General features: G+C 48.0%; 25 protein-coding genes and 1 other annotated feature. Of the genes, 4 read left to right on the top strand and 21 right to left on the bottom strand.

What is annotated here, in order from left to right; genetic code table 11:
* Window positions 1-285: 285 nt before the first annotated feature.
* Window positions 286-2,934, top strand: a complete 2,649-nt coding sequence (locus BLS58_RS05425) for a S8 family serine peptidase (RefSeq protein WP_090396769.1) — start codon at window positions 286-288, stop codon at window positions 2,932-2,934.
* Window positions 2,935-3,268: 334 nt separating this feature from the next.
* On the opposite strand, the gene BLS58_RS05430 is transcribed toward BLS58_RS05425, so the two are convergent.
* The 3 genes from BLS58_RS05430 to BLS58_RS05440 all read right to left on the bottom strand — a co-directional run bounded on the left by BLS58_RS05430 (window position 3,269) and on the right by BLS58_RS05440 (window position 5,588).
* Window positions 3,269-4,222, bottom strand: a complete 954-nt coding sequence (locus tag BLS58_RS05430) for a hypothetical protein (protein ID WP_090396771.1) — start codon at window positions 4,220-4,222, stop codon at window positions 3,269-3,271.
* A gap of 134 nt (window positions 4,223-4,356) precedes the next feature.
* Window positions 4,357-4,572: a hypothetical protein gene (locus BLS58_RS05435; protein WP_090396773.1), complete on the bottom strand. Its 216-nt coding sequence runs from the start codon at window positions 4,570-4,572 to the stop codon at window positions 4,357-4,359.
* A gap of 593 nt (window positions 4,573-5,165) precedes the next feature.
* Complete coding sequence (locus BLS58_RS05440; RefSeq protein WP_090396774.1) at window positions 5,166-5,588, bottom strand: organic hydroperoxide resistance protein; 423 nt, start codon at window positions 5,586-5,588, stop codon at window positions 5,166-5,168.
* A 173-nt stretch (window positions 5,589-5,761) separates the two neighbouring features.
* Between BLS58_RS05440 and BLS58_RS05445 the strand changes: the two genes are divergently transcribed.
* Window positions 5,762-6,202: a DUF4064 domain-containing protein gene (locus BLS58_RS05445; RefSeq protein WP_176764628.1), complete on the top strand. Its 441-nt coding sequence runs from the start codon at window positions 5,762-5,764 to the stop codon at window positions 6,200-6,202.
* Between the two features lie 34 nt (window positions 6,203-6,236).
* On the opposite strand, the gene BLS58_RS05450 is transcribed toward BLS58_RS05445, so the two are convergent.
* Window positions 6,237-7,397, bottom strand: a complete 1,161-nt coding sequence (locus BLS58_RS05450) for an FtsW/RodA/SpoVE family cell cycle protein (RefSeq protein WP_090396778.1) — start codon at window positions 7,395-7,397, stop codon at window positions 6,237-6,239.
* Between the two features lie 167 nt (window positions 7,398-7,564).
* Here BLS58_RS05450 and BLS58_RS05455 point away from each other — a divergent pair, with 167 nt between their 5' ends.
* Window positions 7,565-7,882 (top strand): hypothetical protein, encoded by a 318-nt coding sequence (locus BLS58_RS05455; RefSeq protein ID WP_090396780.1) that lies wholly within the window; start codon window positions 7,565-7,567, stop codon window positions 7,880-7,882.
* On the opposite strand, the gene BLS58_RS05460 is transcribed toward BLS58_RS05455, so the two are convergent.
* The 4 genes from BLS58_RS05460 to BLS58_RS05475 all read right to left on the bottom strand — a co-directional run bounded on the left by BLS58_RS05460 (window position 7,879) and on the right by BLS58_RS05475 (window position 11,583).
* Complete coding sequence (locus tag BLS58_RS05460; protein WP_090396782.1) at window positions 7,879-8,310, bottom strand: chemotaxis protein CheW; 432 nt, start codon at window positions 8,308-8,310, stop codon at window positions 7,879-7,881. The genes BLS58_RS05455 and BLS58_RS05460 overlap by 4 nt on opposite strands.
* An 18-nt stretch (window positions 8,311-8,328) precedes the next feature.
* Window positions 8,329-10,272 carry a chemotaxis protein CheA gene (locus BLS58_RS05465; protein WP_090396784.1) on the bottom strand — a complete coding sequence of 648 codons (1,944 nt, stop codon included), beginning with the start codon at window positions 10,270-10,272 and terminating at the stop codon, window positions 8,329-8,331.
* 140 nt (window positions 10,273-10,412) lie between these two features.
* The gene (locus tag BLS58_RS05470; RefSeq protein WP_090396786.1) at window positions 10,413-11,045 is read right to left on the bottom strand and encodes a superoxide dismutase family protein; all 633 of its coding nucleotides are present in this window, start codon (window positions 11,043-11,045) and stop codon (window positions 10,413-10,415) included.
* 142 nt (window positions 11,046-11,187) lie between these two features.
* On the bottom strand, window positions 11,188-11,583 hold the full coding sequence (locus tag BLS58_RS05475) for a DUF1516 family protein (protein WP_090396788.1): 396 nt from the start codon (window positions 11,581-11,583) through the stop codon (window positions 11,188-11,190).
* Window positions 11,584-11,709: 126 nt separating this feature from the next.
* On the opposite strand from BLS58_RS05475, the gene BLS58_RS05480 reads away from it, so the two are divergent.
* A complete protein-coding gene (locus tag BLS58_RS05480; RefSeq protein WP_090396790.1) occupies window positions 11,710-12,762 on the top strand; it encodes a glycoside hydrolase domain-containing protein in 1,053 nt (350 codons plus the stop codon).
* Window positions 12,763-12,931: 169 nt separating this feature from the next.
* Here the strand turns inward: BLS58_RS05480 and rpmA are convergent, their stop codons facing one another.
* The 13 genes from rpmA to BLS58_RS05545 form a co-directional block, all read right to left on the bottom strand.
* Window positions 12,932-13,216, bottom strand: coding sequence for a 50S ribosomal protein L27 (gene rpmA / locus BLS58_RS05485; RefSeq protein WP_090396792.1), 285 nt, complete (start codon window positions 13,214-13,216; stop codon window positions 12,932-12,934).
* Window positions 13,217-13,230: 14 nt separating this feature from the next.
* Complete coding sequence (locus tag BLS58_RS05490; protein ID WP_090396794.1) at window positions 13,231-13,569, bottom strand: ribosomal-processing cysteine protease Prp; 339 nt, start codon at window positions 13,567-13,569, stop codon at window positions 13,231-13,233.
* Window positions 13,570-13,581: 12 nt separating this feature from the next.
* Window positions 13,582-13,890: a 50S ribosomal protein L21 gene (gene rplU, locus BLS58_RS05495; RefSeq protein ID WP_090396796.1), complete on the bottom strand. Its 309-nt coding sequence runs from the start codon at window positions 13,888-13,890 to the stop codon at window positions 13,582-13,584.
* Between the two features lie 13 nt (window positions 13,891-13,903).
* Window positions 13,904-13,977, bottom strand: a sequence feature (ribosomal protein L21 leader region).
* 85 nt (window positions 13,978-14,062) lie between these two features.
* Window positions 14,063-14,911: a M50 family metallopeptidase gene (locus tag BLS58_RS05500; protein ID WP_090396798.1), complete on the bottom strand. Its 849-nt coding sequence runs from the start codon at window positions 14,909-14,911 to the stop codon at window positions 14,063-14,065.
* Window positions 14,904-15,704 carry a M23 family metallopeptidase gene (locus BLS58_RS05505; RefSeq protein ID WP_090396800.1) on the bottom strand — a complete coding sequence of 267 codons (801 nt, stop codon included), beginning with the start codon at window positions 15,702-15,704 and terminating at the stop codon, window positions 14,904-14,906. Before BLS58_RS05505 ends, BLS58_RS05500 begins: the two co-directional genes overlap by 8 nt.
* 66 nt (window positions 15,705-15,770) lie before the next feature.
* Window positions 15,771-16,529 (bottom strand): Fic family protein, encoded by a 759-nt coding sequence (locus BLS58_RS05510; protein WP_090396802.1) that lies wholly within the window; start codon window positions 16,527-16,529, stop codon window positions 15,771-15,773.
* 377 nt (window positions 16,530-16,906) lie between these two features.
* Window positions 16,907-17,710 (bottom strand): septum site-determining protein MinD, encoded by an 804-nt coding sequence (minD, locus tag BLS58_RS05515; RefSeq protein ID WP_090396804.1) that lies wholly within the window; start codon window positions 17,708-17,710, stop codon window positions 16,907-16,909.
* A gap of 12 nt (window positions 17,711-17,722) precedes the next feature.
* Window positions 17,723-18,412, bottom strand: a complete 690-nt coding sequence (gene minC / locus BLS58_RS05520) for a septum site-determining protein MinC (protein ID WP_090396805.1) — start codon at window positions 18,410-18,412, stop codon at window positions 17,723-17,725.
* Window positions 18,413-18,478: 66 nt separating this feature from the next.
* Window positions 18,479-18,994, bottom strand: a complete 516-nt coding sequence (gene mreD / locus BLS58_RS05525; RefSeq protein WP_090396808.1) for a rod shape-determining protein MreD — start codon at window positions 18,992-18,994, stop codon at window positions 18,479-18,481.
* The gene (gene mreC / locus BLS58_RS05530; protein WP_090396810.1) at window positions 18,994-19,920 is read right to left on the bottom strand and encodes a rod shape-determining protein MreC; all 927 of its coding nucleotides are present in this window, start codon (window positions 19,918-19,920) and stop codon (window positions 18,994-18,996) included. The genes mreD and mreC overlap by 1 nt, the downstream gene beginning before the upstream one ends.
* 132 nt (window positions 19,921-20,052) lie before the next feature.
* Window positions 20,053-21,090, bottom strand: coding sequence for a rod shape-determining protein (locus BLS58_RS05535; RefSeq protein WP_090396813.1), 1,038 nt, complete (start codon window positions 21,088-21,090; stop codon window positions 20,053-20,055).
* Window positions 21,091-21,597: 507 nt separating this feature from the next.
* Window positions 21,598-22,290 (bottom strand): RadC family protein, encoded by a 693-nt coding sequence (gene radC / locus BLS58_RS05540; protein WP_425433668.1) that lies wholly within the window; start codon window positions 22,288-22,290, stop codon window positions 21,598-21,600.
* 17 nt (window positions 22,291-22,307) lie between these two features.
* Window positions 22,308-22,895, bottom strand: coding sequence for a Maf family protein (locus BLS58_RS05545; RefSeq protein ID WP_090396815.1), 588 nt, complete (start codon window positions 22,893-22,895; stop codon window positions 22,308-22,310).
* Window positions 22,896-22,907: the final 12 nt, after the last annotated feature.

A 22,907-nucleotide genomic window follows, 5' to 3' on the forward strand; every position in this document is an offset into this window, starting at 1 on the left:
TCATTATCACTGATATGCTACCTACGATTATATCATTCATTTGCCTCTGGTCAATGCCTATTGAGAATATTTTTCAAGTGCCGAAACGCGGTTTGTCTTTTCGTCTCTTATTGGTCTTAAGGTCATATATTATTTTCCAATAATTGAAGGAAATACCTCCTGATTTGTCTAATTTTGCAGGAAATTAGATATCTTTCCAGAATCCTGTATTAAGTACCTGAAAAAGGAGGGTGAGTGAGACGAACGTCGGGTAGACTAAGGGATTCAAATATCAGGAGGTATTGTATGTTTGACAAAGGTCGTTATATTGCCATGTCCAGCGTGCTTATTCTACTCATGTCAGGGGCTTTTCCGAACGCTTCATTAGCCGAGGAAGATGAACCGACAGCGGATCTCTACGGCGAGCATGATTTCTCCTCTTCGGATGATGCCACCGTCATTGTCGAGCTGGAAGAAGAATCGGTGGCTGAAGCCAATCACGAGGGCTTTACTCAATCCGAAGACACGATTGAAACACAGCAAACGCAGGTGCTTTCCGAAATTGAAACGTTTGCCGGCGACTATGAAGTCGGCCATACCTATAGCCACGTCTTCTCAGGCTTTTCCATCGATGTGCCGGAAGACGAAATTCCCAACCTTTTAACGGTTGACGGTGTAGAAGCTGTTTATCCTTATGTTGAATACGAGACGACCGACATCGGGGAGCCTCTCATGATTCAGGAAGACGAAATGGATCCGCAAATGTTGGATAGCGGTCCGTTTATCGGTGCCGACGAAGCATGGGATTTAGGGTACACCGGTGAAGGATCAACGGTCGCTGTCATTGATACCGGAGTCGATTACACCCATCCTGATCTTGAACACGCGTTTGGAGATTACAAAGGGTATGACTTCGTGGATGACACCGACGATCCCCAGGAAACACCTCCGGGCGACCCACGTGGGACAGAGACGAATCACGGGACCCATGTGGCCGGAACCGTTGCGGCTGATGGCTTAACCGTCGGCATCGCGCCTGATGCCGACCTACTCGCCTACCGGGTACTGGGACCGGGCGGCACCGGCTCGAATGTTGATGTTATCGCCGGTATTGAGCAAGCGGTGATCGACGATGCCGATGTCATGAACCTTTCGCTCGGAAATACGCTAAACGACCCTGACTATGCGACGAGCATTGCGCTGGACTGGGCGATGGAAGAGGGCGTAGCCGCAGTGACTTCCAATGGTAATGCCGGTCCGGACAATTGGACGGTTGGTTCTCCCGGCACATCCAGAGATGCCATTTCTGTCGGGGCTTCCGAGCTTCCTTACAGCGAGTACAGTGCCGAGATAGAAACCGAACAGAACGAATATCCTTCCGCGGCAGTTATGGGCTACCCGAATGAGCTCGATTTGTTAGCCCTTGACGAGGAAGAATTTGAGTTTGTAGATGTCGGCCAGGGACACCCGGAAGATTTTGAGGGCGAAGACCTCGAAGACAAAATCGCACTCATGATTCGCGGGGATATTCCCTTTGTGGAAAAAGTGGAAAATGCCGAAGAAGCGGGCGCCGTTGGCACGATTATTTTTAACAATGTCGAAGGGGAGCAACCTCTGGTCCCCGGGCTGCCTTTACCGACGATGATGCTCTCGCTTGAGGACGGCCAGCAAATGCAGTCGGCACTCGCCCAGGGGGACGATACGGTGTCTTTTGACCTCGCATTTGAACGTGAAGTCGATGAGACGATCGCCGAATTTTCTTCGCGGGGACCGGTGATGGATACGTGGATGATTAAGCCGGACGTCGCTGCGCCGGGCGTGGATATCATCAGTACGATTCCGACTCATGAGGAAGATGACCCGCACGGATATGCATCCTTGCAGGGGACGAGCATGGCAGCCCCCCATGTTGCAGGTGCTGCAGCCGTTCTCATGGAATCAGACCCTGATGCTGATGTTGAAGAATTAAAGGGACTGCTCATGAATACGTCCGAGACATTACAGGACCCTGAGAGCGACATTTACCCGTATAACACGCAAGGAGCCGGAAGCATCCGCGTTCCCGATGCGATTGAATCCAACACGGCCGTCACCCCGGGCAGTCATTCTTTCGGTGTTTTTGCAGAAGACGACGGGGTCCAGTCCGAGCGCAGCTCCTATACGATTCACAATCGTTCGGACGAGCGCCAGCCCTATGCATTTGATATCGAATTCGCCGGTAACCCGGATGGCATTGATGTGTTGACGAGCAGTGATGTTGCGTTGAATCCGGGTGAATCCGAAGAAATTCGCGCAAACATTCAAGTTGATCCCAGCCTATTGGATGAAGACTATTATGAAGGTACGATTACGATCGACAGTATGGAAGAGACGATTGAAGTACCGACGATTCTTTTCGTGGATGAACCCGATTATCCGCGCATAACGGAACTCGGCGTTGCCGAAAATGACGAGGGAGACTTTGACTACACCGCTTATCTCCCCGGTGGAGCCGAGGAATTCGGCCTTTGGGTATATCAGGCAGAGCCTTTCGAATATGTCGGCCTGACAGACGTTGAAACCGACGTACCAGAGGGTGAATTTACCGGAACCTGGGACGGCACTATTGACGGCGATTCCATACCGGGCGGAGACTATGTCCTCGTCGGCTATGCCAATCACGAAGGACAAGTCGATTATGCCCAAAGTCCTGTCATCTCTTTGGAAGCAACCACAAGTGCGACACAGCAGTTGATCGAAACATCCGTAGCTGATGACGAAGCCGCACATGCCCTCTCGCTGCATATGACAGCGCTGACCCATTACGAGGATCAGGGTGACAGCGATAAATTCATCAATCACATGGGAGGCTTCCACGACTTGCTTGACCAGCAATTGGATAGCGAGTTGATATCGGAAAATACGTTTAACGTGCTTAGCACTCAGGCTGATCTGTTGATTGAGCAGTGGCAATAGAATTAAAAGGCATCCGCCCCCGATACACTGTAGCGACCGGGGGCGAATGTTTTGGTGAAACTGTGTAAAAGGACAAATTGACGACCTAACGGGTTCCGCGATCTTTCGTTAGGGCGCCATAAACCGAGGTTGACGACCTAACGGCTTCCGTATCATTGCGTTAGGTCTTCATCTGGTGTCATTGACGACCTAACTCCTTCTGCGTTTCCAAGTTAGGGCTCCATCACCCAACGTTGGCGACCTAACTACTTCCTTGATACCGCATTAAGGTGTCACAACGACCTGAACATACGAAAAAAGCAATGCCCCTGCTGACAGGAGCATTGCTTCTTGATCATTCATAACGATGAATCATGGAAATGCGCCATTCGTCTTCGATTTCCGAGACAAGCACGTCTTCTGTGAATAAGTGTTCATCCGAATCCGTTTGATATTGGGCGCGTACGATATAATCGTCATTTTCGGTCGTATAGGCGAATAATTCCGGAATGACCTCCTGGACATCTTCGGCGAACAATTCACCCATGATGACCTGTGTGTCCCGGGGTTCAATCTCCCCCTCCGATAATTCTTCAACGTATTCGTCGTCATCCATTTGTCGTTCATCCCGATAATCTTCAGAGAAAAACTCATAAAGTTGGTCATACTCTTCATTTTCCAGGCGTTGATAATACTCGGCTACAAATGCTTCCGGTGTATACAGCAACCCGCCCTGCGTGGCCGCCGACTGCTCAGCCGGTAACGGCGTATGGGCGAAATTCCCTATGACCTCCCAGTCCTCAGCCTGCTCGTGGATCAATAAATCATTGCGAATCACCATCGTTTCGTCCCCATACAGCTCGGCGTCATCCCCGCCGAATTCGCCCTCGATGAGAACGCTCACCGCTTCAATGCTATCTTCCTCTGGATAATAATCATAAAAAAAATCAACTCTCGACGCTTGCTCTTCTTCTAAAACTTGTATGTTCAAGTCATTCATGGAAAATTGCTCAAATTCTTCAACAATGGCTTCCGTCGCTCCCTGTCCCTCCTCTGTTTCAAAATTGGTTACGAGCGCTACCTCTTCTTCATCCCCGCTATTCACCGCTGTAAAATAATTGTATACGAAGGTTTCCAAAGACGGCGTTCCCTCTTCCTCGCTATTTTCTTCCTCCTGAGCGGATCCTTCTTCCGTGGCTTCATCACCTGCGTCTATATCATTGTCTACCTCTTCGGACGCATTAAAACAAGAAGCTAACGGGAGTAAAACGGTGAGTAGTAACAAGCCGTGCCACACCGTTTTAATCATAAGCGCCTCTCCTCTCCTCACCTTCTTCATATCGTAAAGAAAACTTGGCTTATCACCAAACATGGCGAGCCTTAGTTGTATCTTTCTTATCTGCCAAGAAAAAACACACGCCCCGTCTCTCAGATCCGTGTGCTTCACTCACTCTCCTGCTTGTACTGTTCAACGGTCTCCTTTACATCGTCATCCGCTTCTTTTTGCCGCTCATCACGAACAAGTCCCGCAATGGACCGCTTTTGGATGATAAATCGCAAATCAGCCATTAACTGGACCGTGTCAATGCCCGGGTTTTCCGGGTTATTAACGACTCTTCCCCTGTAACTGTCAAACTTCGTGTGGTTCAAAAATTTCAATAAACAGTAGTAACAGCCTCGGCGTGTCCCCAATTTTAAATACTTTTCCCGGATATTTTTTTTGCATATATTGCAAGTGATATCCGGCTTTCTGACGTTGTTCAAACGCAGGGATTCAAGCAGCCAAACGGATTCTTTTGATATGTTCCCGACATTAATGGAAAAAACCTCCCCTCAGCAATCCTTCTGAAAACGCATACTTCTCTTTCTTTAAACCTATCCTAAATGCTGCAAATTTTCAAGTCGTTTATGCAAAAATAGGGACGAAAGATTATGATAAAGAAAACTTGGCTTATCACCAAGCCTGGCAAAGGCCTTAGTTGCACTTATGCATGATAAGAAAGTTATACTTTTGTATGAAAACAACCATTATTGGAGCAGCGCAAACCAATCAGTATAACCAACATATGTCACGATTATACTTTTTGCGCTAAATCAGTTGTTTTCATGATAGATGGTGGCGGTATGCTCAGCCGCCATGATGGTTTCTTATCTGCTAAAAAAACATTTTGCCTATATAATATAACCTTTGAACTATTATGTATGACAGCGCCCGAAGCAACAATCAACATACCTTCGGGCACTTCCCCGCCTTACTTGGCGGTTACATTTAATGATACGTCTATATTGCCCCTCGTCGCTTTGGAATACGGGCAAAAATTGTGGGCTTTGTCCAGCAAATCTTCCGCTTTTGCCTGGTCGACGCCTTTCACTTCCACGTTCAACTGTACTCCCAGTTGAAAACCGTCATCACTTGGATCCTTGAGAAGACTAACGGCCGCCTCCGTTTCAGTCTCAACGTCTTCCTTATCCTTACTGGCCATCAAATTATATGCGCCATCGAAACATGCAGCGTAACCGGCAGCAAACAGTTGCTCGGGATTGGCGGAATCCGAAGGAATGTCATCGCCGCTCGGCATTGCCAAGCCGACATCTATGATCCCATTATCCGATTTTACGTGACCTTCCCTGCCGCCGGATGCTGTTGCTCTTGTTGTAAAAACTTTATCTGCCATTATAATCATCTCCTCTTTGAATTGGTGTGAATGTGTTAGTGTTTCTACTCTATATGTTTACGTTCCCGAAGTTTTTTAAACCTCATTTTCACATGAAGATTATAAAAACACGTGCGCGGGTATAGTAGGACGGACCCGTCATATACATAGTGACAAAAAGGAGGGACAAGCGATTGAAACGGACAGCTGAACGTGTTTTAGCCATTATCGGGATTGTATTGACTTCGCTTGCATTCATCTTCGCCATTTTTATGGTGATTGGACAAACCGGAATCGAGCAACAAGCAGATCTCCTCGAACAGCAGCTGATGGAGGAGCCAAACATCCAGGCTGGAGAAGCCGAAATGCTTGTTCAGGCTATGATAGATTTCGGTTCGGTGATCGGCTGGTGGGCTTTTATAGTGCATGCTGTCGGGCTCGTTCTCGGTATAATCGGCCTGGTTAAACTCATCAATCGCCCCAAAACCGCCGGCATCCTGTTTTTGGTATCGGGAGGCGGAATGCTTCTGTTCACCATGGGGATCGCCCTTATTTATGCTGCACTGTTTATCATTGCCGGAATCATGTGTCTCGTTCGCAAACCGCCGGTCAACCTGGAACCGCAACCGGAGTAAAATTCAAATGGAGGGGCTCTCAACCCCTCCGTAACTATTCTTCCTCGAAGAAATACGATTTCGAATGATAGTAAACACCGAGCACTATTCCGATGGCCAGAAGTGAGCTTAACAGCGAGCTTCCCCCGTAACTCATAAGCGGCAACGTAAAGCCCGTAACAGGGAGCAGCCCAAGGTTCATGCCGATATTCTGAAAGACCTGGAATGTAAACAGGGCAATCACACCCGCGCTCATATAAGTCCCAAAACTATGGTGGCAACGGATGGCCGTCATCATAATCTGATAGAACAGAATAAAATACAGGGTAATCACGAGCGCAGTTCCAATAAAGCCCGTCTCCATCCCGACAACGGCAAATATTAAATCGGTATGTGCTTCCGGAAAATAAACATTGTGTTCAGAACTTCCGGTTAACCCCCCCGAGCCGATCGCCGTCATCGCCTGCGCGACCTGAAAGCCGTCATCCGGGTTCTCAAGCGGCTGTAACCAGCCGTGAAAACGATTGACCTGATAATCGGCCATATGATCAAACAACAATCGTTGCAAAACCTCCGGAAAACGGAAATAAAGAACGATAAACGCGCCGAACAGAAGCGCAGGAATACCATATAAAAAGGCAAGCAGTTTATAGGAGATCCCGGAAATAAGGGTTAAGCCAACGGCAATCGCAATCATCATCATCACCATGCCCATATCCGGCTGATCATACAATAGTATGATCGGCGGCACGATGATGCCCCCCATTTTTGCCAGCAGCCATATATCCGATCGAAACTCTTTAGGGGTATACATATTGTTATGCTGATAAATGACCGCACTCAGGGAAATAATGATGAACACTTTCATAAATTCCGAAGGCTGCAGGTTAATCGGACCCAGGTTAAACCACCGTGTCGCCCCTTCGGTTTCCGGTGCTAAACTCTCGGGTGCGATCGCCAGGGCGATTAACATAAACAGCCCAAACCCATACAAAAACCAATGTAAATTCAAATAATACTCAAAATCAAAATGCATAATCGCAAAGGCAACGGCAAAAGAAATTACATAAAAAGCGATTTGCATAATGACAAAGTTTGTCTCATATTGCTCCTGCTGCTGGGCCAAATAGACATAAAAGCAGCTAACGACCGCAAAAATGAACAACACAAACATCATATTGATATCGTACTGCTTTTCGTTGTTGTACGGTTTCACATCTTCATCTCCTGCATTTTTCTCGTGTACCCATCATACACGATTTTTTTATCTTCGTATATGAACAAAGTTTAAAAAAAAACAGACACACGATGGCAGCTGGTTTGTCAAATATTGTGTTAAAATAGACACACCGAACTCTTTTCGATTCAGAAAGGAAACATTCCATGCAAACAAGGGACCGTATCATTTATATTCTTATTACTGGCCTCGCGCTGGGAACCCTCGTCTTTGGCGTTGAAGGGACAGAAACCATGCCCTTTCTCGTTCTGGCAGTATCTTTATTCGCCCTTTCACTCATTGGTTACTTTTTGTTTTATTCGCTTTTGAACACGGGCTGGTTTTATAATATCTGGCTACTGAATGGTGTTACCCTCGGGCTCGCTTTCTATTTTGAGGACGTCTACATTGTGCTCATTCCGTTAACCGTGATTTGGCTCGCCCTTCTCGCTTCGGACTCCTTCATTCGTCAACAGAACTTTTAAAGGACCTTATCGATATCCAGCAACGTGACAAGCCGGTGATTGATTTTCGCAATCCCGTGAAAATAGTAGAAATTCTCGTCGTCATTCACTTCAGGCAGGGCTTCGATATCCGACGCAGGAACATCCAATAGATCATCTGCGCTGTCGACGAGCAAACCGACGTTACCCTCTTCACCGGCCACTATCAGAATACGCGTCTGTCGATCAAAAGAAATCGCTTCGTAACCAAAACGACGGCTAAGATCAATGATCGGCGTAATCTTACCCCGTAAATTCAGCACACCTGTGACATCGGGACGCACCCCGGGAAGCCGGGTAATGGTTTGCACGCGCTCAATCGACTGCATGCGCATGACATCCACCCCGTATTCTTCTCCATGCACCTGAAAAACGATGATTTTCCTTGACTCGGTATTCGTAACCGTCATCTTCCTCCCCCCTCTTTATTATTGAACGAGTTCGTTCGTATCGATGATTAAAGCGACTTCGCCGCCACCGAGAATCGTCGCTCCCGAGATCGCGAAAAGCCCCTGCAAATAAGAGCCGAGCGACTTTAAGACAACCTCCTTCTGACCGAGCAAGCGATCGACGACAAGGGCGCCGTAACGATCACCATTACGGACGATCACGATGGAATAATATACTTCAGACACGCCCTCATCCGTACTCGGAACGTTAAAGATATCCGGTAAAAATATAAGCGGAATCGTGCTCCCCCTGAAATCAAACACTTCCCGATCATCCATACTGTAAGTATCCGATCGCGCTATGACGGCCGTTTCCATAATCGCCGAAATCGGAATGCCATATGTTTCAGATTGAAGCTGAACGAGCAGGATATCCATAATCGAGAGCGTCAACGGCAGTTGTATGGAAAACACCGAGCCCTTTCCGGTGTCGGAATCCACCGAAACGACACCACCCAGGGATTCAAAGGTTTCCCGGACGACATCGAGACCGACGCCCCTTCCCGACACATCCGTGATTTCATCAGCCGTGCTGAACCCTGAGGAGAACAACAGGTGATATATCTGCCTCTCAGACATTCGTTCCAGTTCTTCTTCATTGACGAGCCCTCGCTCCAGCGCCTTGGTGATGATTTTATCCTTATTGAGACCCGCGCCATCATCCGCCACTTCAACGTAGACATGGTTGCCTCTATGATAAGCTCGTAACCGGATGGTCCCTTCTTCATGTTTACCGGCGGCGATGCGCTCGTCAGGTAATTCAATGCCATGATCGATGGAATTCCTCAGTAAATGCACGAGCGGGTCGCCGATTTCATCAATGATGGTACGATCCAGTTCCGTGTCGGCCCCTTCGATCTCTATCGTCACTTTTTTCCCGAGGTCCTGGGACACTTTCCGAACCATACGCGGAAAACGATCGAAAACATTCGCTACCGGCATCATGCGCATATTCAAGATAATCGCTTGCAAATCCGAGGAGATTCGGTTCATCCGCTCGACGGTTTCCGTTAATGCGGGGTTTTTCAGCTCCAGCGCCGTCATTTCCAGCCGTCCGCGCTCGAGCATCCATTCTTCAAACACGTTCATGAGCACATCGAGACGCTCGACATTTACCCTTATCGTCTTCTGTCCTTTTTTGGGAATGAGTTTAGTCGCGTCACTCGCTTGCTCCTGGGCAGGGTTCTCCTTTTCATCATCCTCTAAAGACTGGATATGAACAGTGGCAACTTCCGAGACGTTCAGGAGGATTTGTTCCAATTCCGAGGACCCTTTTTCCGATATAAAAGAAACCGTAAACGACAACGCAAAATTTTCATTTTCCAGTTCTTCAACCGGTGGCGCGGACTTTACAATATCGCCGTGCTCTTCCAATGCGTTGAATACCATATGTACACGGGCCGCTTTAAGAAGGATGGTTTCCTCGAACGTTATCGTCAGTTCATAGGGGGTAAATCCTTGCTCGATCGATTGCTGCAACACCGTTTGCTCGAATTCATCATAGTTTGAAAAAGAAAAGTGTTCTTCCGTTGTAGGCATTGTTTCGAGTTGTGCCAATGTTTCAAGTTGTGATAGATGCTCTCCGATGTGTGCGCCCCCATTTCCCCCTTCAGCGATGTCATGGATCATTCCTTCGATGACATCTACGGCGGAAAAAACGGGATCGAGAATGTCAGAGGTAACCTTTGTCGCTTCACTGCGAAAAACATCCAGCACATTTTCGATCGCGTGCGTGAGCTTGGCCATCTCATCGTATTCCATCGCGGCAGCCATCCCTTTTAAAGTATGGGCGGAACGAAAGATTTCCTCGATCAGGACAGTAGCCGTCGGATCTTTTTCCAACTGTAATAAATATTCGTTCATGTGCTGAACGTGTTCTTGCCCTTCCTCGATAAACATTTGCAAATATTTCGCTTCGGTCATTGATTATCACTTCATTTCAAATGGAATCGCTGCTCCTATCATATCATATATTTTGTTCAATTGAGTATTTTTTCCTATTTTCCTTAATAAAGAAAACTTGGCTTATCGCCAGCCTTTAAGGCGATAAGCCTTAGTTGCACTTAAGGCGCTTCAATTACACCGCAAGCAAGGCGATCACCCGCGTCCCCGGTATCAAGGGTATCTTCGTCCGAGCCGGGCTCGTCTTGATCCTCTGATTGATAGCGATCCGGAATATGGGCAAAATTATCCGGGTCTTCATGCACAATCATCGCGGTTTCTTCTTCGATAAGTTCATCAGGTGAAAATCGATCGACTTCTACCGACATCATCGCCGTTTCATCCTCGTTGACATGAAGCGGGGGCAAATCGCCGGCATGTTCGGGATGAGCATTATCCTCCGGGGCATAATGGCCTTCAGCCGTATCAAATGGACCTTCATCGGCATCAGGTTCACAGAGACCTTCTTCATGAATATGGAAACCATGATAGCCCGGATCCAAATTCTCGACTTCTGCCGTTAAAAGCGTGTTCCCATCCCCGCTTTCAAAGAATTCGACCGTCCCGACAGGCTCCTCATTCTCATCCTGAAGGTCGACGGTGGCTCCCGGTTCGCCCTCTTCTTCTGCCGCCTCGCCGTTTTCATCGTTTTCAGAAGTCTCTTCCGCCTCTTCGGAGTCATTCGCTCCCTCCGGCGAGCATGCTAGCATCAACGAGATACTCCCGGCCAGCATGGCATAAAAAACTTTTTTCATTTAAAACACACCTCCATTTCTTTATTTCTGTAGGCTATTGCCCAGGCAGGAGGTGTGTTAAACGATCTTTTTCGATATTAAAGAAAATCCATTCGCAAGTCTTAAGACGATTATGCTGTAAATGAGAAGACGGTTTATACCTTTAATAATCCAGTATGATCCCGTAACCGATGAGAATGACGACAAATAGGGCAATAGCCCATTGCAGCCAGTAATACGTAAAGACACTGCCCACTAGTTCATCGCGATTTTTCCTGCCGAGAATCACTTCCATTAAGTATATCAGCCAGATGGCGATAATTCCCTTTGCCGTGTCATTCCAGGGGAAAATGTCGCTGCCAGCAGCCAGATAGATCAGGTTAAATATCCCCGTCAGGATCATGACAACGTAAAAAAACCTGGCGATCTGATGAGTGATAAAGGATCCTTTGCGTTTCCCGGCAGCCAGCAATATGCACGCTATAATAAAGACAATGACGAGCAATACCCAGCCGACCCGGTGGATATTAAATAAAATGTCATTTAATGTTTCGATCAACCTATATTCCCCCTCCTACCTATAGTATGGACGATAGCTTCTTTCGGCAAACCCCAGACCTCCACCCGCCCACACAGGCTATCCCCTCTCGGCATAGAATGATCAGATGCCAGGGGGGGTGGAGCAATGTATGCACAAAAAGGCAAACTGTTTCTTCTGAGCATTGCAACGTTTGCCGTTTTAGTTGTTCTCACGCTATCCGTCTATGCGATCACCAATAATGAAGCAGACGGTATTGATAACAATATCAACAATAACATTGACGGGGAAAATGTCGATATTGACAATTCGATTGAAAACAATATCAGTGGCGATGAAAAAAGTGACATTGATAACGAGGTGAACAACAATATCGACGTCAGTGTTGATGTCAATATATCCAATGACATTTCGAACAATGAGGATGGAAACGGAAACGGAGAAGAGAATGGGAACGGCGAGAACGGTGAAGACGAGAACGGCAATGGGAACGGGAACGGCAATGACGACGATAACGGAGAAAACGGGAACGGCAATGATAACGGGGAGACACCTGACACCGTTTGGGGGGTTGATTCGGCGAGTGTGACTGATGAGGCGATGCTCGAATGTGTCACAGACAATTACGGCGACCCTGAAGTGTGGGGCCGTTACCTCGGCGATAACGAAGGAGTCTCCTACGGTATTACCGATGAAGAAATGGACTTGTTGCAGGAGAATGATATTCAAACCCTCGTCATTTGGAACCATACGACCGACGTCACCGGCTATGACCACGGAGAAAGCGAAGCCAATGAAGCGATAGAAATGGCTCAAGAGATGGGGATTCCCGAAGATGTCGCACTTTTCATCAACGTAGAACCCATCTATCCCGTTGACAGCGCGTTTATACTAGGGTGGCATGACGCGCTGATGGACTCCGAATACGAATCCGGCATCTACGGCATATTTGATCCCGACGAAGAAGTTTATAACGCTTTTGAAGCTGCTGCTGACGAAAACGATGATTTACTCGATGAAATGTACGTATGGACGTCATCACCGAACGTCGGCATCACCAGCGAAGAAGACGCACCGGCTTATGACCCCGATTATCCGGAAGGTTCCCTGCTTGCCGGTTGGCAGTACGGACTGGATGATGAGATCTGTAACATCGACACAAACGTATTTGACGGAAACGTTTTGGATGCGGTTTGGTAACCGGGCAGATGATTTTCTACTCGGTTTTTTTAATATAAAGAAAACTTGGCTTATCGCCAAGCATGGCGAAAGCCTTAGTTGCACTTATGCAGGATAAGAAAGTGGTTTATACTTTCTTACCTGCTAAAAAAGACCCCGGCCAGCGGCCAGAGTCTCATCATGGAGACATTTACGCTTCCTTCGCGTAAACACTTACTTGTTTACGTTTTTTATCCATACGCTCAAATTTCACTTTGCCGTCGATTTTCGCGAACAAAGTATCGTCGCCGCCTTTGCCGACGTTTACTCCGGGGTGAATTTTCGTTCCGCGCTGGCGCACGAGGATGGATCCGCCGTTCACGTTCTGACCGTCGGAGCGCTTTGTGCCCAGGCGTTTTGCAATGGAATCACGACCGTTTTTCGTGCTCCCAACCCCTTTTTTCTGAGCGAAAAATTGCAAGTCCATGTTAAGCATTGTTCTGCACCTCCTTATCGTTCGGTTACTTGTATAAAATCACTGTATGATACCTGAATGCCCTGGATGGCCACGAGCATGCCTTCCAGCAATAGTTGGCCGTCCTCGGCCTCCCGGCCTTCCCAGCCTTCGGGAACGACGCCTTGCAAATACCCGCCGCCATCCCCTGCTTGCTCAACCGCTAGCGGGGATGCACATAAGGTTTCGATGGCGTTAACCGTTCCGATGGCAACCGCGGACACACCGGCACAAACGATGTCTTCCCCGTACTCGTCGGCGTTGGCGTGCCCGGACAGCGTGAAGGATTGTATCGTACGATCTTCTCTATCGCGCACAATCGTCATTTGTATCATCACAAGGCATCCTTAAGCCTGAATACTGTTGATGGTTACTTTTGTGTAAGGCTGGCGATGGCCCTGTTTACGACGGTAACCTTTACGGCGCTTGAATTTGTAGACGATGATCTTCTTGCCTTTATCATTCTTCTCAACGGTTCCCGCTACTTTCGCATTATCAACGTAAGGAGCACCGACTTTTGCTTCGTCTCCTCCGATAAAAAGCACTTTGTCAAAAGTGACATCATCGCCGGCGTCGGCCGGTAATTTTTCCACAAAAATCGATTGGCCTTCTTCGACTTTTACCTGCTTGCCGCCTGTCTCAATAATCGCGTACACGTCCTGCACCTCCTGTTTCTCTCAGACTCGCCATGTAAGGTGCCATAGCTTCAGCTTACAACCTTACCTGTGCGGTTGCAGTTTGGAGGTTCCAAACAACATGCATATATTATCACAAGGCCGAGTGGTTGTCAAAGGGAAAAAGGGTCGATCCCTTGTGAGAAGCGGTTTTTTACCCTTTCGCAAGCGTTCCGATTGCAGCATGGCTCTCCCGGGTGTTAAACCAATACTCAATCAAATCGGCTTCATCGATCGTTTCGCCATTCTCGATAATTTTATAAACGGTTTCTTTGCCTTTGTACAGACGGCGCAAGGAAGTATGAACGCTCTCGCTGAAAGAAACCTTGGTAATCACCTTTTTATCTGTTTCTTTTCGGCGCAGCAGGCGCCTTTCCAGTATGAAACGCAAAAACCCATAGGGTTGCTGGCGCCACTCCATATATTGGGCGATCGCAAGAAAACCGATAATCAGCCACCACTGCAGGTGGAGCGGATACCAGATGGCCGTCAGGAGAGCAGCAATCGTAAGAAAACCGAACGAAAAACGCAAAGACCATGTCTGGGCTTCACGATACGGAAGAAATTTGCACGTAAGCAATTGTAATATTTTCCCTCCATCCAAAGGCCAAATCGGGAGTAAATTAAACAGTAACAGCGCGCTGTTATGGAATAAAAAGGTATGATGGTCGCTCATCGTCCAAAAGGGGAGGAACGTAACAGCCCCCCAGGAAAAAACGATGAGGACGAGATGTTGAAAAGGCCCGGCCAAATGTACAATCAGCTCTTGGTGATACGGTCGATTCCCGTATTCATCCGTCTCTGCAACGCCCCCGAAAGGAAGCAATTGTATTTTTCGCAATCGCCAGCCAAAATACTTGGCGGCTGCCGCGTGGCCGAGCTCATGACAGCAAACGATGACAAACAGCATCAACAGTTCGCGAAAATAACCGGTGGCAACCCCCAGCGCGATGACAACCCAAAAGAGTGGATGAACACGCACGAGCAGCAGGAGGTTAATCAAAAGTCATCACTTCACCGGGGTCGATGTATTCATCATTCGCACGAATGGCGAATGTGAACCGTCCCCCCTCTTCGTCTGCAGCGATCGTCACGTTCCCCAATAAATCGCCTGCGCCAACATGATCATATAATCCGACGTCAATGGCATCAAGCGACCCATACCAGGCTTCCGTGCCATCGTCATGTTGCACGACAACGACTTGTCCCCAGTCTTCATCGGACCCGGCCTGAATGACAACACCACCGCGAGTGGCCGTCACCTGCTCATCTTCCATCGTTTCAAGGACAACCGCACGGCCGTTTTCCGAAAAACTTTCAGCAATACCCGCACCAGCCGCAGGTAATGCATAACCTTCAGAATCAACCGTCTCCACTTCCTCGCTCTGGTCTTCCGGGAAAAGAGCAAGCGGACGGCCGAATTGCGATTCATACCAGTTGGAGACAGCCGCGAACTGAAATTCATTTTCATACATATTCACCGCCGTCTGCCTTGCATCGTCAAAGAGCATGTCCGTTTGCACGACCATGGCGGTGAGTAAAAAAAGGGCTAGCGCGCCCAGCCACTGTATGAAAAAACGTTGCTTCACCTTTTCTTTGCGAGTACTTATCGCGGGCTTTATATCACGATCTCTCCACAAGTAGAACTCGGGCTCGTGCTCGTTCATTTCCTCGCGGCTTTGATAATAGCCGACATAAGGTTTTTGTTCCTTCGGGATTGATTCTTTCTTTCCGGGCAGTTCCTGCCTGCGTTTTTTGGACAACTCTTTGCGCACACGATCGATATCCCGGCCCATAAGCTTTACCCCCGCTCCTCATACGTTTTGTACATGGTATGAACGGAAGGACAAGGATATGTGTGTTTACGCAAACTCCAGGTAGAATTGCAATGCTTCCTTTAGATTACTGCCAACGATCTCCACAAAGTCGGAATGGTCTCCGGTTGTATGAGATTGATCCAGTGCGCGATAATAAGCCAATCGTTCATGATTGTGAATCACTATGGGAACGTATCCTGACCTCATAAGTTCCAGGTTTAACAATAATCGGGCCGTCCGACCATTCCCATCCATAAAGGGATGAATTTTCACGAATGCACTATGCAAAATAGCCGCCCTAAGCACAGGATGGTGATCATTGTCTTCATACCAAACCATTAAATCGTCCATCTGCTCTTGGACCATGACGGGATCCGGCGGTCTATGTTCCGCACCACTTATCACGACGTTTGTTTTTCGGTACGTTCCCGCATTTTGACGGTCAATTCCCCGCAAAATAAGGCTATGAATCGTTTTGATGGTATGTTGAGTTAATTGTTCTCCTCTTCGGATCACTTCTTCCAAATAAAGAATCGCTTCTTTGTGATTGATCGCTTCCAAGTGTTCTCTCATCGTTTTCCCGCCGACGGTGATACCGTCCTCCAAAACAACCTTGGTTTCTGCCAGAGTCAAAGTATTCCCCTCGATAGCGTTGGAGTGATACGTCCATTCGACAAGCAAATGTTCTTTTAAATTTTGCAAAGTTTCGGGGGGGAGGGGCCGCTTTTCATCCAATTGTTTTTTTAACTCGTCAATCTCCTTCAAAAGTTTTTCCACTTCGTCACACTCCTTTCTCAAAGGCATACGGGAGCGCTCTCACTTATATTTTGATTGAATTATAACACAACGTATTTCAATTCACGTCACGCACGAAAAAATATATACTGACTTGACGATTGATTTTGTATTTCATTTATGACTGCACACCAAGAGCGCGAAACATCGGCCACATATGTGGGGAAACGGCATGCGAGGTGGTCGAAGCGGAGGAAGAACCGATTGATGACCCCTCAAACGCACCGTTGGAACGTAAATCCCAGTGCGATAACCGAAAAAGTGTTCCAACCGCATTCGTTGGGACGTGAATCACGGTCTAATGAAAGAAAAAGTGCTCCAACCGCGCGTTATTTCTCACGAGCACAAAAAAAGACCCAGAATACACTCTGAGTCCAAATCACCTTCTAAGCTTCGATCCCGAACAATTTTTTCACTTTCGCGAGAAAGCCCGTTTTCGTTTCAACCGAGAGAAGAGGGACGGATTCACCGAGAATACGTCTTGCAATGTTCCGGTATGCGAGGGATGCCGTTGTATTCGGGGTCGTCGCCACGGGTTCTCCTTTATGCGCGGCTCGCAGAACACTTTCATCATCGAAGACGATCCCGAGTAGGTCGATGGCAAGCGTTGAAGCGACGTCATCGACATCAAGCATGTCCTCATCTTTTTTGTTGGACGATTGCTTATGTACCCGATTAACAACCAACTTCGGCGCGGGGATATCTTCTTGTTCCAGTAGTCCGATGATGCGGTCGGCATCACGTACGGCTGCCGTATCGGGGGTCGAGACGACGATAGCCTGATCGGCGCCGGCGACCGCATTTCGAAAACCTTGTTCAATGCCCGCGGGGCAATCGATGATTAAGTAGTCATAATCAGGTTTAAGTTCATTGACAATGGCCGCCATTTCTTCCGGCGTAATCGCTGACTTGTCCTTCGTCTGCGCCGCGGGGAGCAAATGCAGGCAATCGAAACGCTTATCCCTGATTAATGCTTGTTGCGGCTTGCATCGTTCTTCCAGAACATCGACGAGATCATAAATAATTCGATTTTCCAGACCCATGACGACGTCAAGATTTCTTAAGCCGATATCTGTGTCCAGGAGGCAAACTTGTTTTCCCTGCAATGCCAGGGCTGTTCCAATATTGGCCGATGTCGTTGTTTTCCCGACACCGCCTTTGCCGGATGTTATGACGATAGCCTCTCCCACAATATCCCCTCCTTACGCGTTTGCGGTTCTTTGTTTTCTTAAAGTCGCCAGGCTGCTCATGTGATTGAACACGATCTCTTCTTGTTTGATACAAGCATACCGTGGCTTGGCATAGGCGGCTTCCTCTGCCCGCTCCGTGCGGGTGAGGCTCGTTAAGTATAAACGATCGGCAATCATTAACTGCGCAGGCAAAAGTACGGAGGCCGCTATAACCGCGGCTTCATCTCCTTCGACCCCTGCACGTGCCGTTCCTTTCAGGGCTCCCAGCACATAAATATCCCCGCTTGCCTCGACCGTTCCCCCGGGGTTGACATCGCCGAGAATCAGTAAATCCCCTTTGACGCTAAGGACCTGGCCCGAACGAACGAGACGGGCATATGAATGGGTTTGTTCGTCCTCTTTTATTTCCAGGGCCTCTGTCTTTGTCATGACCTCAGAGGTGATATCACTGACGATAATCGTACCTGGCTGCTCAATCGTCGCCTGGATTTCCCGGCGTTCCTCAACATCGACATAGCGCTTCCCCACGCGCACATGAACATGAAGTCCCTTATCATGTTCGCTTCCTATCCTGCTTTCCGTCATTTTTTCCTTTAATTCCTGAATAAGCTCCGCATATGAACACTTATCATCAAGATGAATGACCAGTCCTTCTTTTGTCCCCTTGATCGTCACCAATTGATTGGAGAAGCTTGTTTTCACGAGCTCACCTCGATTCCTTCCTGTTTACATATTCGATATGTCATGACCTTTTTCCTTCCCCTGTATTCATACTTGTTTTAATCGTTCCTCCTGTTGCAGTCTGTTAAAGAGCTTGCGCATGGGGGTGAAGATGAGAATAGCAAAAGCGCCATTTAATATCATGGAAGGCACCCAGCGTTGCGTTACGAACTCGGTAAATGGTATCGACGTATAGTCGATCCAGTGATAGATGCCGTACGTAAGGTATTCCAGGGCACTCACGACCAGAATAACGATCAATATGACAAGCAACGGACGATTTTTCACCGTTTCATAGGAGATCCCGCCACTATAACCGAGAAAGGCGAATGAAAACATATAAATCCCCAGCAGCGAAGAATAGACGACATCCTGAAAAAAACCGAGAATCAGCCCATAAATGAGTCCCGGCACCGCTCCTTTGTATATGGACACGAATACAACCATGACAAAAGCAAAGCGCGGAACCCATACAATCTCACCGGTTGCAGGAAATAAAACTTGAAACCATGTTCCTTCGAACAAGAACACGAAGGCGATAAGTACAGGGAGCAAGTAACGCATCAATCCGTGCTCCCTTCCGGATCAATTTCAACCGCTTCTTCATCCTCATCGTCGGACTCTTCTTCTTCAAAATCTTCGAGAACGGGGCTATTACGGTCAAGAACCATAACATGTTCGATATTATGATAATCGGCGGCAGGTTCAACATAGGCATTCAATGTTAATCCGTATTCGTCGGTTTCAATCGCAGTAATCTCGCCTATGGGCAGATCAGCGGGAAATCCAAGCCCCCCTAATCCGGACGTGCTAACCGATTGCTCTTCGGCAACATCTGTTTCCGCATCGATCATGCTCAAAACAAACGCGTCTTCCTCATCATCCCAGCCATCGATAAAGCCGTAGACCGACTCTTCCTCCTCGGTGGTTACTTGTGCTGAAACGCGGTTCATACGCTCCCCGTCGGATAACAATTGCACTTGCGAGGTGAACATTCCGGTATGTTGAATGCGGCCGATCAACCCCTCAGCGGTAATCACAGCCATATCATTCTCAATCCCATGTTGAGAACCGCGATTAATGCCGATCGTTTCCGTCCAGTGATCAGGCTGGCGTTCGATTACAAGTGCGCTCAAACTTGCATAATCACCGAGACTCTCGCTCATCTCCTGGGCTTCCAACAGACTGGCATTTTCCTGTCGCAGGCCATCGACCTCCGAAGAAAGCATTGCATAATCGTCCATTTGGGATTTCAATCGTTCGTTTTCTTCATAAACATTGATCACATTAACGATGTCATCATAGACCCCCCGCACAAAGTTCGCCGGGCGTTGAAAGGCGGATTGTACGACACCGACGCTATCATTAACAAACTGCTCCGGCCATGTGACCTCTTCTCGTTCATTCAATGTTAAGCCCACTAAAATAACAAGTATAATGATACTTACCATGAGTATAATCAAACGCTTATTCGAAAAAAAATGGGGCATGGATGACACCTTCTAGAATTAACTTCTTCTGAACAGTCCTCCTTCTTGGAGGTGAAAATTTACCATCAGGGATGAAAATAAGACATTGATCCGTCGGTGATTCGACGAATATCAATGCCAGCATTGACAGAACTACTTACGGTTTGAACGTGCCGTAATGCCTTCGCGCGACCTGAAAAGATGCAGGTTTTCCAACGCTCTGCCCGTACCTAAAGCCACGCTGTCCAATGGTTCTTCTGCGACGAGCACCGGCATCTCCGTCTCGGCCCCGAGCACTTTATCAATGCCGTTCAGGAGAGCGCCTCCTCCTGTCAAGACAATACCCCGATCCATAATATCAGCGGCCAATTCCGGCGGCGTGCGTTCCAGCGTCGCTTTCACGGTTTCCACAATCGTATTCACCGTATCCCTTAATGCATGGGAGATCTCATCCGAGTCAATCGTGATCGTTTTCGGCAATCCTGAAACGAGATCCCGACCGCGAATATCCATGCTGCTCACATTTTCCAGTTCTCCCGCCGATCCAATTTCCATCTTTAAGGTTTCACTCGTACGTTCGCCAATCATGAGGTTGTACGTTTTTTTAATGTATTGAATAATGGCTTCATCCAGTTCATCCCCGGCAACGCGAATGGATTGGCTCGTCACAATCCCTCCGAGTGAGATGATCGCGACTTCTGTCGTTCCACCGCCGATATCGACGACCATGCTCCCGGTCGGTTCCCAAACCGGAAGGTCGGCACCGATGGCCGAAGCGAACGGTTCTTCAATCGTGTAGGCCTCGCGGGCACCGGCTTGTTTCGTCGCATCTTCCACCGCTCTTTTTTCCACGGCCGTAATGCCGGACGGGACGCAAACCATGACATTCGGCTTACGCGTAAACACCGAGCGGTTTCGTTGAGCCTGGCGTATAAAATATTTCATCATGGTCGCTGTCGTATCGAAGTCGGCAATGACCCCATCTTTCATCGGCCGCACCGCTACGATATTTCCGGGCGTCCGTCCGATCATGTTTTTGGCATCGTTTCCTACTGCCTCGATGGTCTGCAGGTCGGAACGCGTAGCCACGACCGACGGTTCCCTGACGACAACACCCTTGCCTTTCACGTAGACAAGTGTATTCGCTGTTCCCAAATCAATCCCTAAATCCTTTGAAAAACCACCAAACATCTATGTGTCTCCCTTCATGTACCCTATTCATAATTGTCGTTTTTAAAGAAAAAACGTTACATTTCCTTATTTTATTGAACATGACGTTCTAAGCACAACCCCATAATGGTCGTGCTTCCTGTTAAGAAAATTTGCTCGTGGCATCTAAATTTCCCATCCTTATTATACGCAACTTTTTCCGAAAAACATAGCATTTCATCAAGCTTTCATAAATTTCCTCAAATCGTCTCACACTATTATAGATTACACTATGACAGCGGCAAGTGACCAGCCGGTGTTGCTTCCGCTTCGGCTACATTTAGGGATTGTTCTTCTAGTTTTTGTGGTCGACAACACTAACGAACACTCCCCCTTATTATCCTAGGTCATTTTCCTTATTATATAAGTATAAGAACAGGGAAAGGAGAGGTAATGTTTTTGAAAGATGTTTAAAAAAGGCGGGTTTGTGCTAGATCGATATCGCCCCTCCTGCCGAAAAAAACCAGCGCATACGCGCTGATTTTTCATCTATGGAATGATCCCATGTTCACGTAAACTGCTGTAGCGCCGATCGCCGATGATAATATGGTCCAGCACCTCGACGCCGAGGACTTTGCCGCATTCCACCAGACGTTTAGTCACTTCCCGATCTTCCCTGCTCGGGGACGGGTCGCCCGATGGATGATTATGCAGGCAAACAACGGATGCTGCCGATCGTCGCAAGGCTTCTTTAAACACTTCCCGCGGGTGGACGATCGAAGCATTTAAACTGCCGATAAACAATGTCTTTTTGAACAGCACCTGATTCTTCGTGTTTAAATAAATGGCGACGAAGTGCTCCTGATTAAGAAAACGCATATCTTCCATCACATACTCGGACACATCTTCGGGGGTTTTTATGACATAGCGTTCTCCGTGCTGAGAGGTATGAATGCGTTTCCCGATTTCCAGGGCGGCCCGCAATTCAATCGCTTTCACCTGTCCGATGCCTTTGATCGCCTGCAATTCTTCGAGGCTCGCATCCTTAATCATCATAAGGCCGTCAAATTCTGAAAGCACCCGGGAGGCTAACTGCAGAACCGTTTCATGGGGCGTGCCGGTTCGCAGTAAAATCGCAAGAAGTTCCTGGTTGGAAAGGTTCTCCGCTCCTTCCTGCGTGAGTCGTTCACGGGGCATTTCCCGTAAAGGGAGTGGGGTTTTTAGTGCGGGGGTCTGTATCAATGCTTCACCTCATTATTCTATTTTTTCACCCATTGGGGGTAGATGTGAAAATATGCCAGCATTTGCGTAACTTTGAAGACAGGCAAACCAACGATGTTGTAATAATCGCCCGTAATGGTTTCGACAAACAGCGCGCCCTTGCCCTGAATGCCGTAAGCACCGGCTTTATCCATCGGCTCGCCCGTCTCGACATACGCCTGAATACATTCCTTTTCTAAAGCGTGAAAATGAACGGTTGATTTTTCCGTACACGTCCGGATGTTTATGCCGTTTGTGATAAAAACGCTCGTATAGACGTCATGGGTTCTACCGGATAACTGTGTGAGCATATGAATAGCTTCGCTTTCATCTGCAGGTTTTCCGAGCGGAGCGTTATCCAGGGCGACGATGGTATCCGCTCCGAGAACGACAGCCCTTGGGTTGCGCCTTTCCACTTCTTCAGCTTTTCCCGTTGCCAGAAGTCTGGTATTGTCCTCAGGTGATAATCCCCCTATGAAGGGCTCTTCGCGATGACTGACGTCGATACGATACGCATAGCCGAGTTGGCTTAATAGCTGTTGCCTCCGCGCAGAGACAGACGCCAGTATCAATCTGGGTTCATCCATTTAAAAATCCTT

Source organism: Natribacillus halophilus (genome assembly GCF_900100185.1).
In the GTDB taxonomy this organism is placed as follows: domain Bacteria; phylum Bacillota; class Bacilli; order Bacillales; family Marinococcaceae; genus Natribacillus; species Natribacillus halophilus.

Coding starts and splice junctions, on each gene's coding strand:
- rpmA (WP_090396792.1), bottom strand. CDS start 13,216: ATGCTTAACATGGACTTGCAATTTTTCGCTCAGAAAAAAGGGGTTGGG.
- mreD (WP_090396808.1), bottom strand. CDS start 18,994: ATGCGTTACTTGCTCCCTGTACTTATCGCCTTCGTGTTCTTGTTCGAA.
- BLS58_RS05455 (WP_090396780.1), top strand. CDS start 7,565: ATGCAAACAAGGGACCGTATCATTTATATTCTTATTACTGGCCTCGCG.
- BLS58_RS05460 (WP_090396782.1), bottom strand. CDS start 8,310: ATGACGGTTACGAATACCGAGTCAAGGAAAATCATCGTTTTTCAGGTG.
- mreC (WP_090396810.1), bottom strand. CDS start 19,920: ATGCCCCATTTTTTTTCGAATAAGCGTTTGATTATACTCATGGTAAGT.
- BLS58_RS05430 (WP_090396771.1), bottom strand. CDS start 4,222: ATGATTAAAACGGTGTGGCACGGCTTGTTACTACTCACCGTTTTACTC.
- BLS58_RS05490 (WP_090396794.1), bottom strand. CDS start 13,569: ATGATACAAATGACGATTGTGCGCGATAGAGAAGATCGTACGATACAA.
- BLS58_RS05470 (WP_090396786.1), bottom strand. CDS start 11,045: ATGAAAAAAGTTTTTTATGCCATGCTGGCCGGGAGTATCTCGTTGATG.
- BLS58_RS05465 (WP_090396784.1), bottom strand. CDS start 10,272: ATGACCGAAGCGAAATATTTGCAAATGTTTATCGAGGAAGGGCAAGAA.
- BLS58_RS05505 (WP_090396800.1), bottom strand. CDS start 15,704: ATGGGCCGGGATATCGATCGTGTGCGCAAAGAGTTGTCCAAAAAACGC.
- BLS58_RS05545 (WP_090396815.1), bottom strand. CDS start 22,895: ATGGATGAACCCAGATTGATACTGGCGTCTGTCTCTGCGCGGAGGCAA.
- BLS58_RS05510 (WP_090396802.1), bottom strand. CDS start 16,529: ATGCCTTTGAGAAAGGAGTGTGACGAAGTGGAAAAACTTTTGAAGGAG.
- BLS58_RS05440 (WP_090396774.1), bottom strand. CDS start 5,588: ATGGCAGATAAAGTTTTTACAACAAGAGCAACAGCATCCGGCGGCAGG.
- BLS58_RS05480 (WP_090396790.1), top strand. CDS start 11,710: ATGTATGCACAAAAAGGCAAACTGTTTCTTCTGAGCATTGCAACGTTT.
- BLS58_RS05425 (WP_090396769.1), top strand. CDS start 286: ATGTTTGACAAAGGTCGTTATATTGCCATGTCCAGCGTGCTTATTCTA.
- BLS58_RS05535 (WP_090396813.1), bottom strand. CDS start 21,090: ATGTTTGGTGGTTTTTCAAAGGATTTAGGGATTGATTTGGGAACAGCG.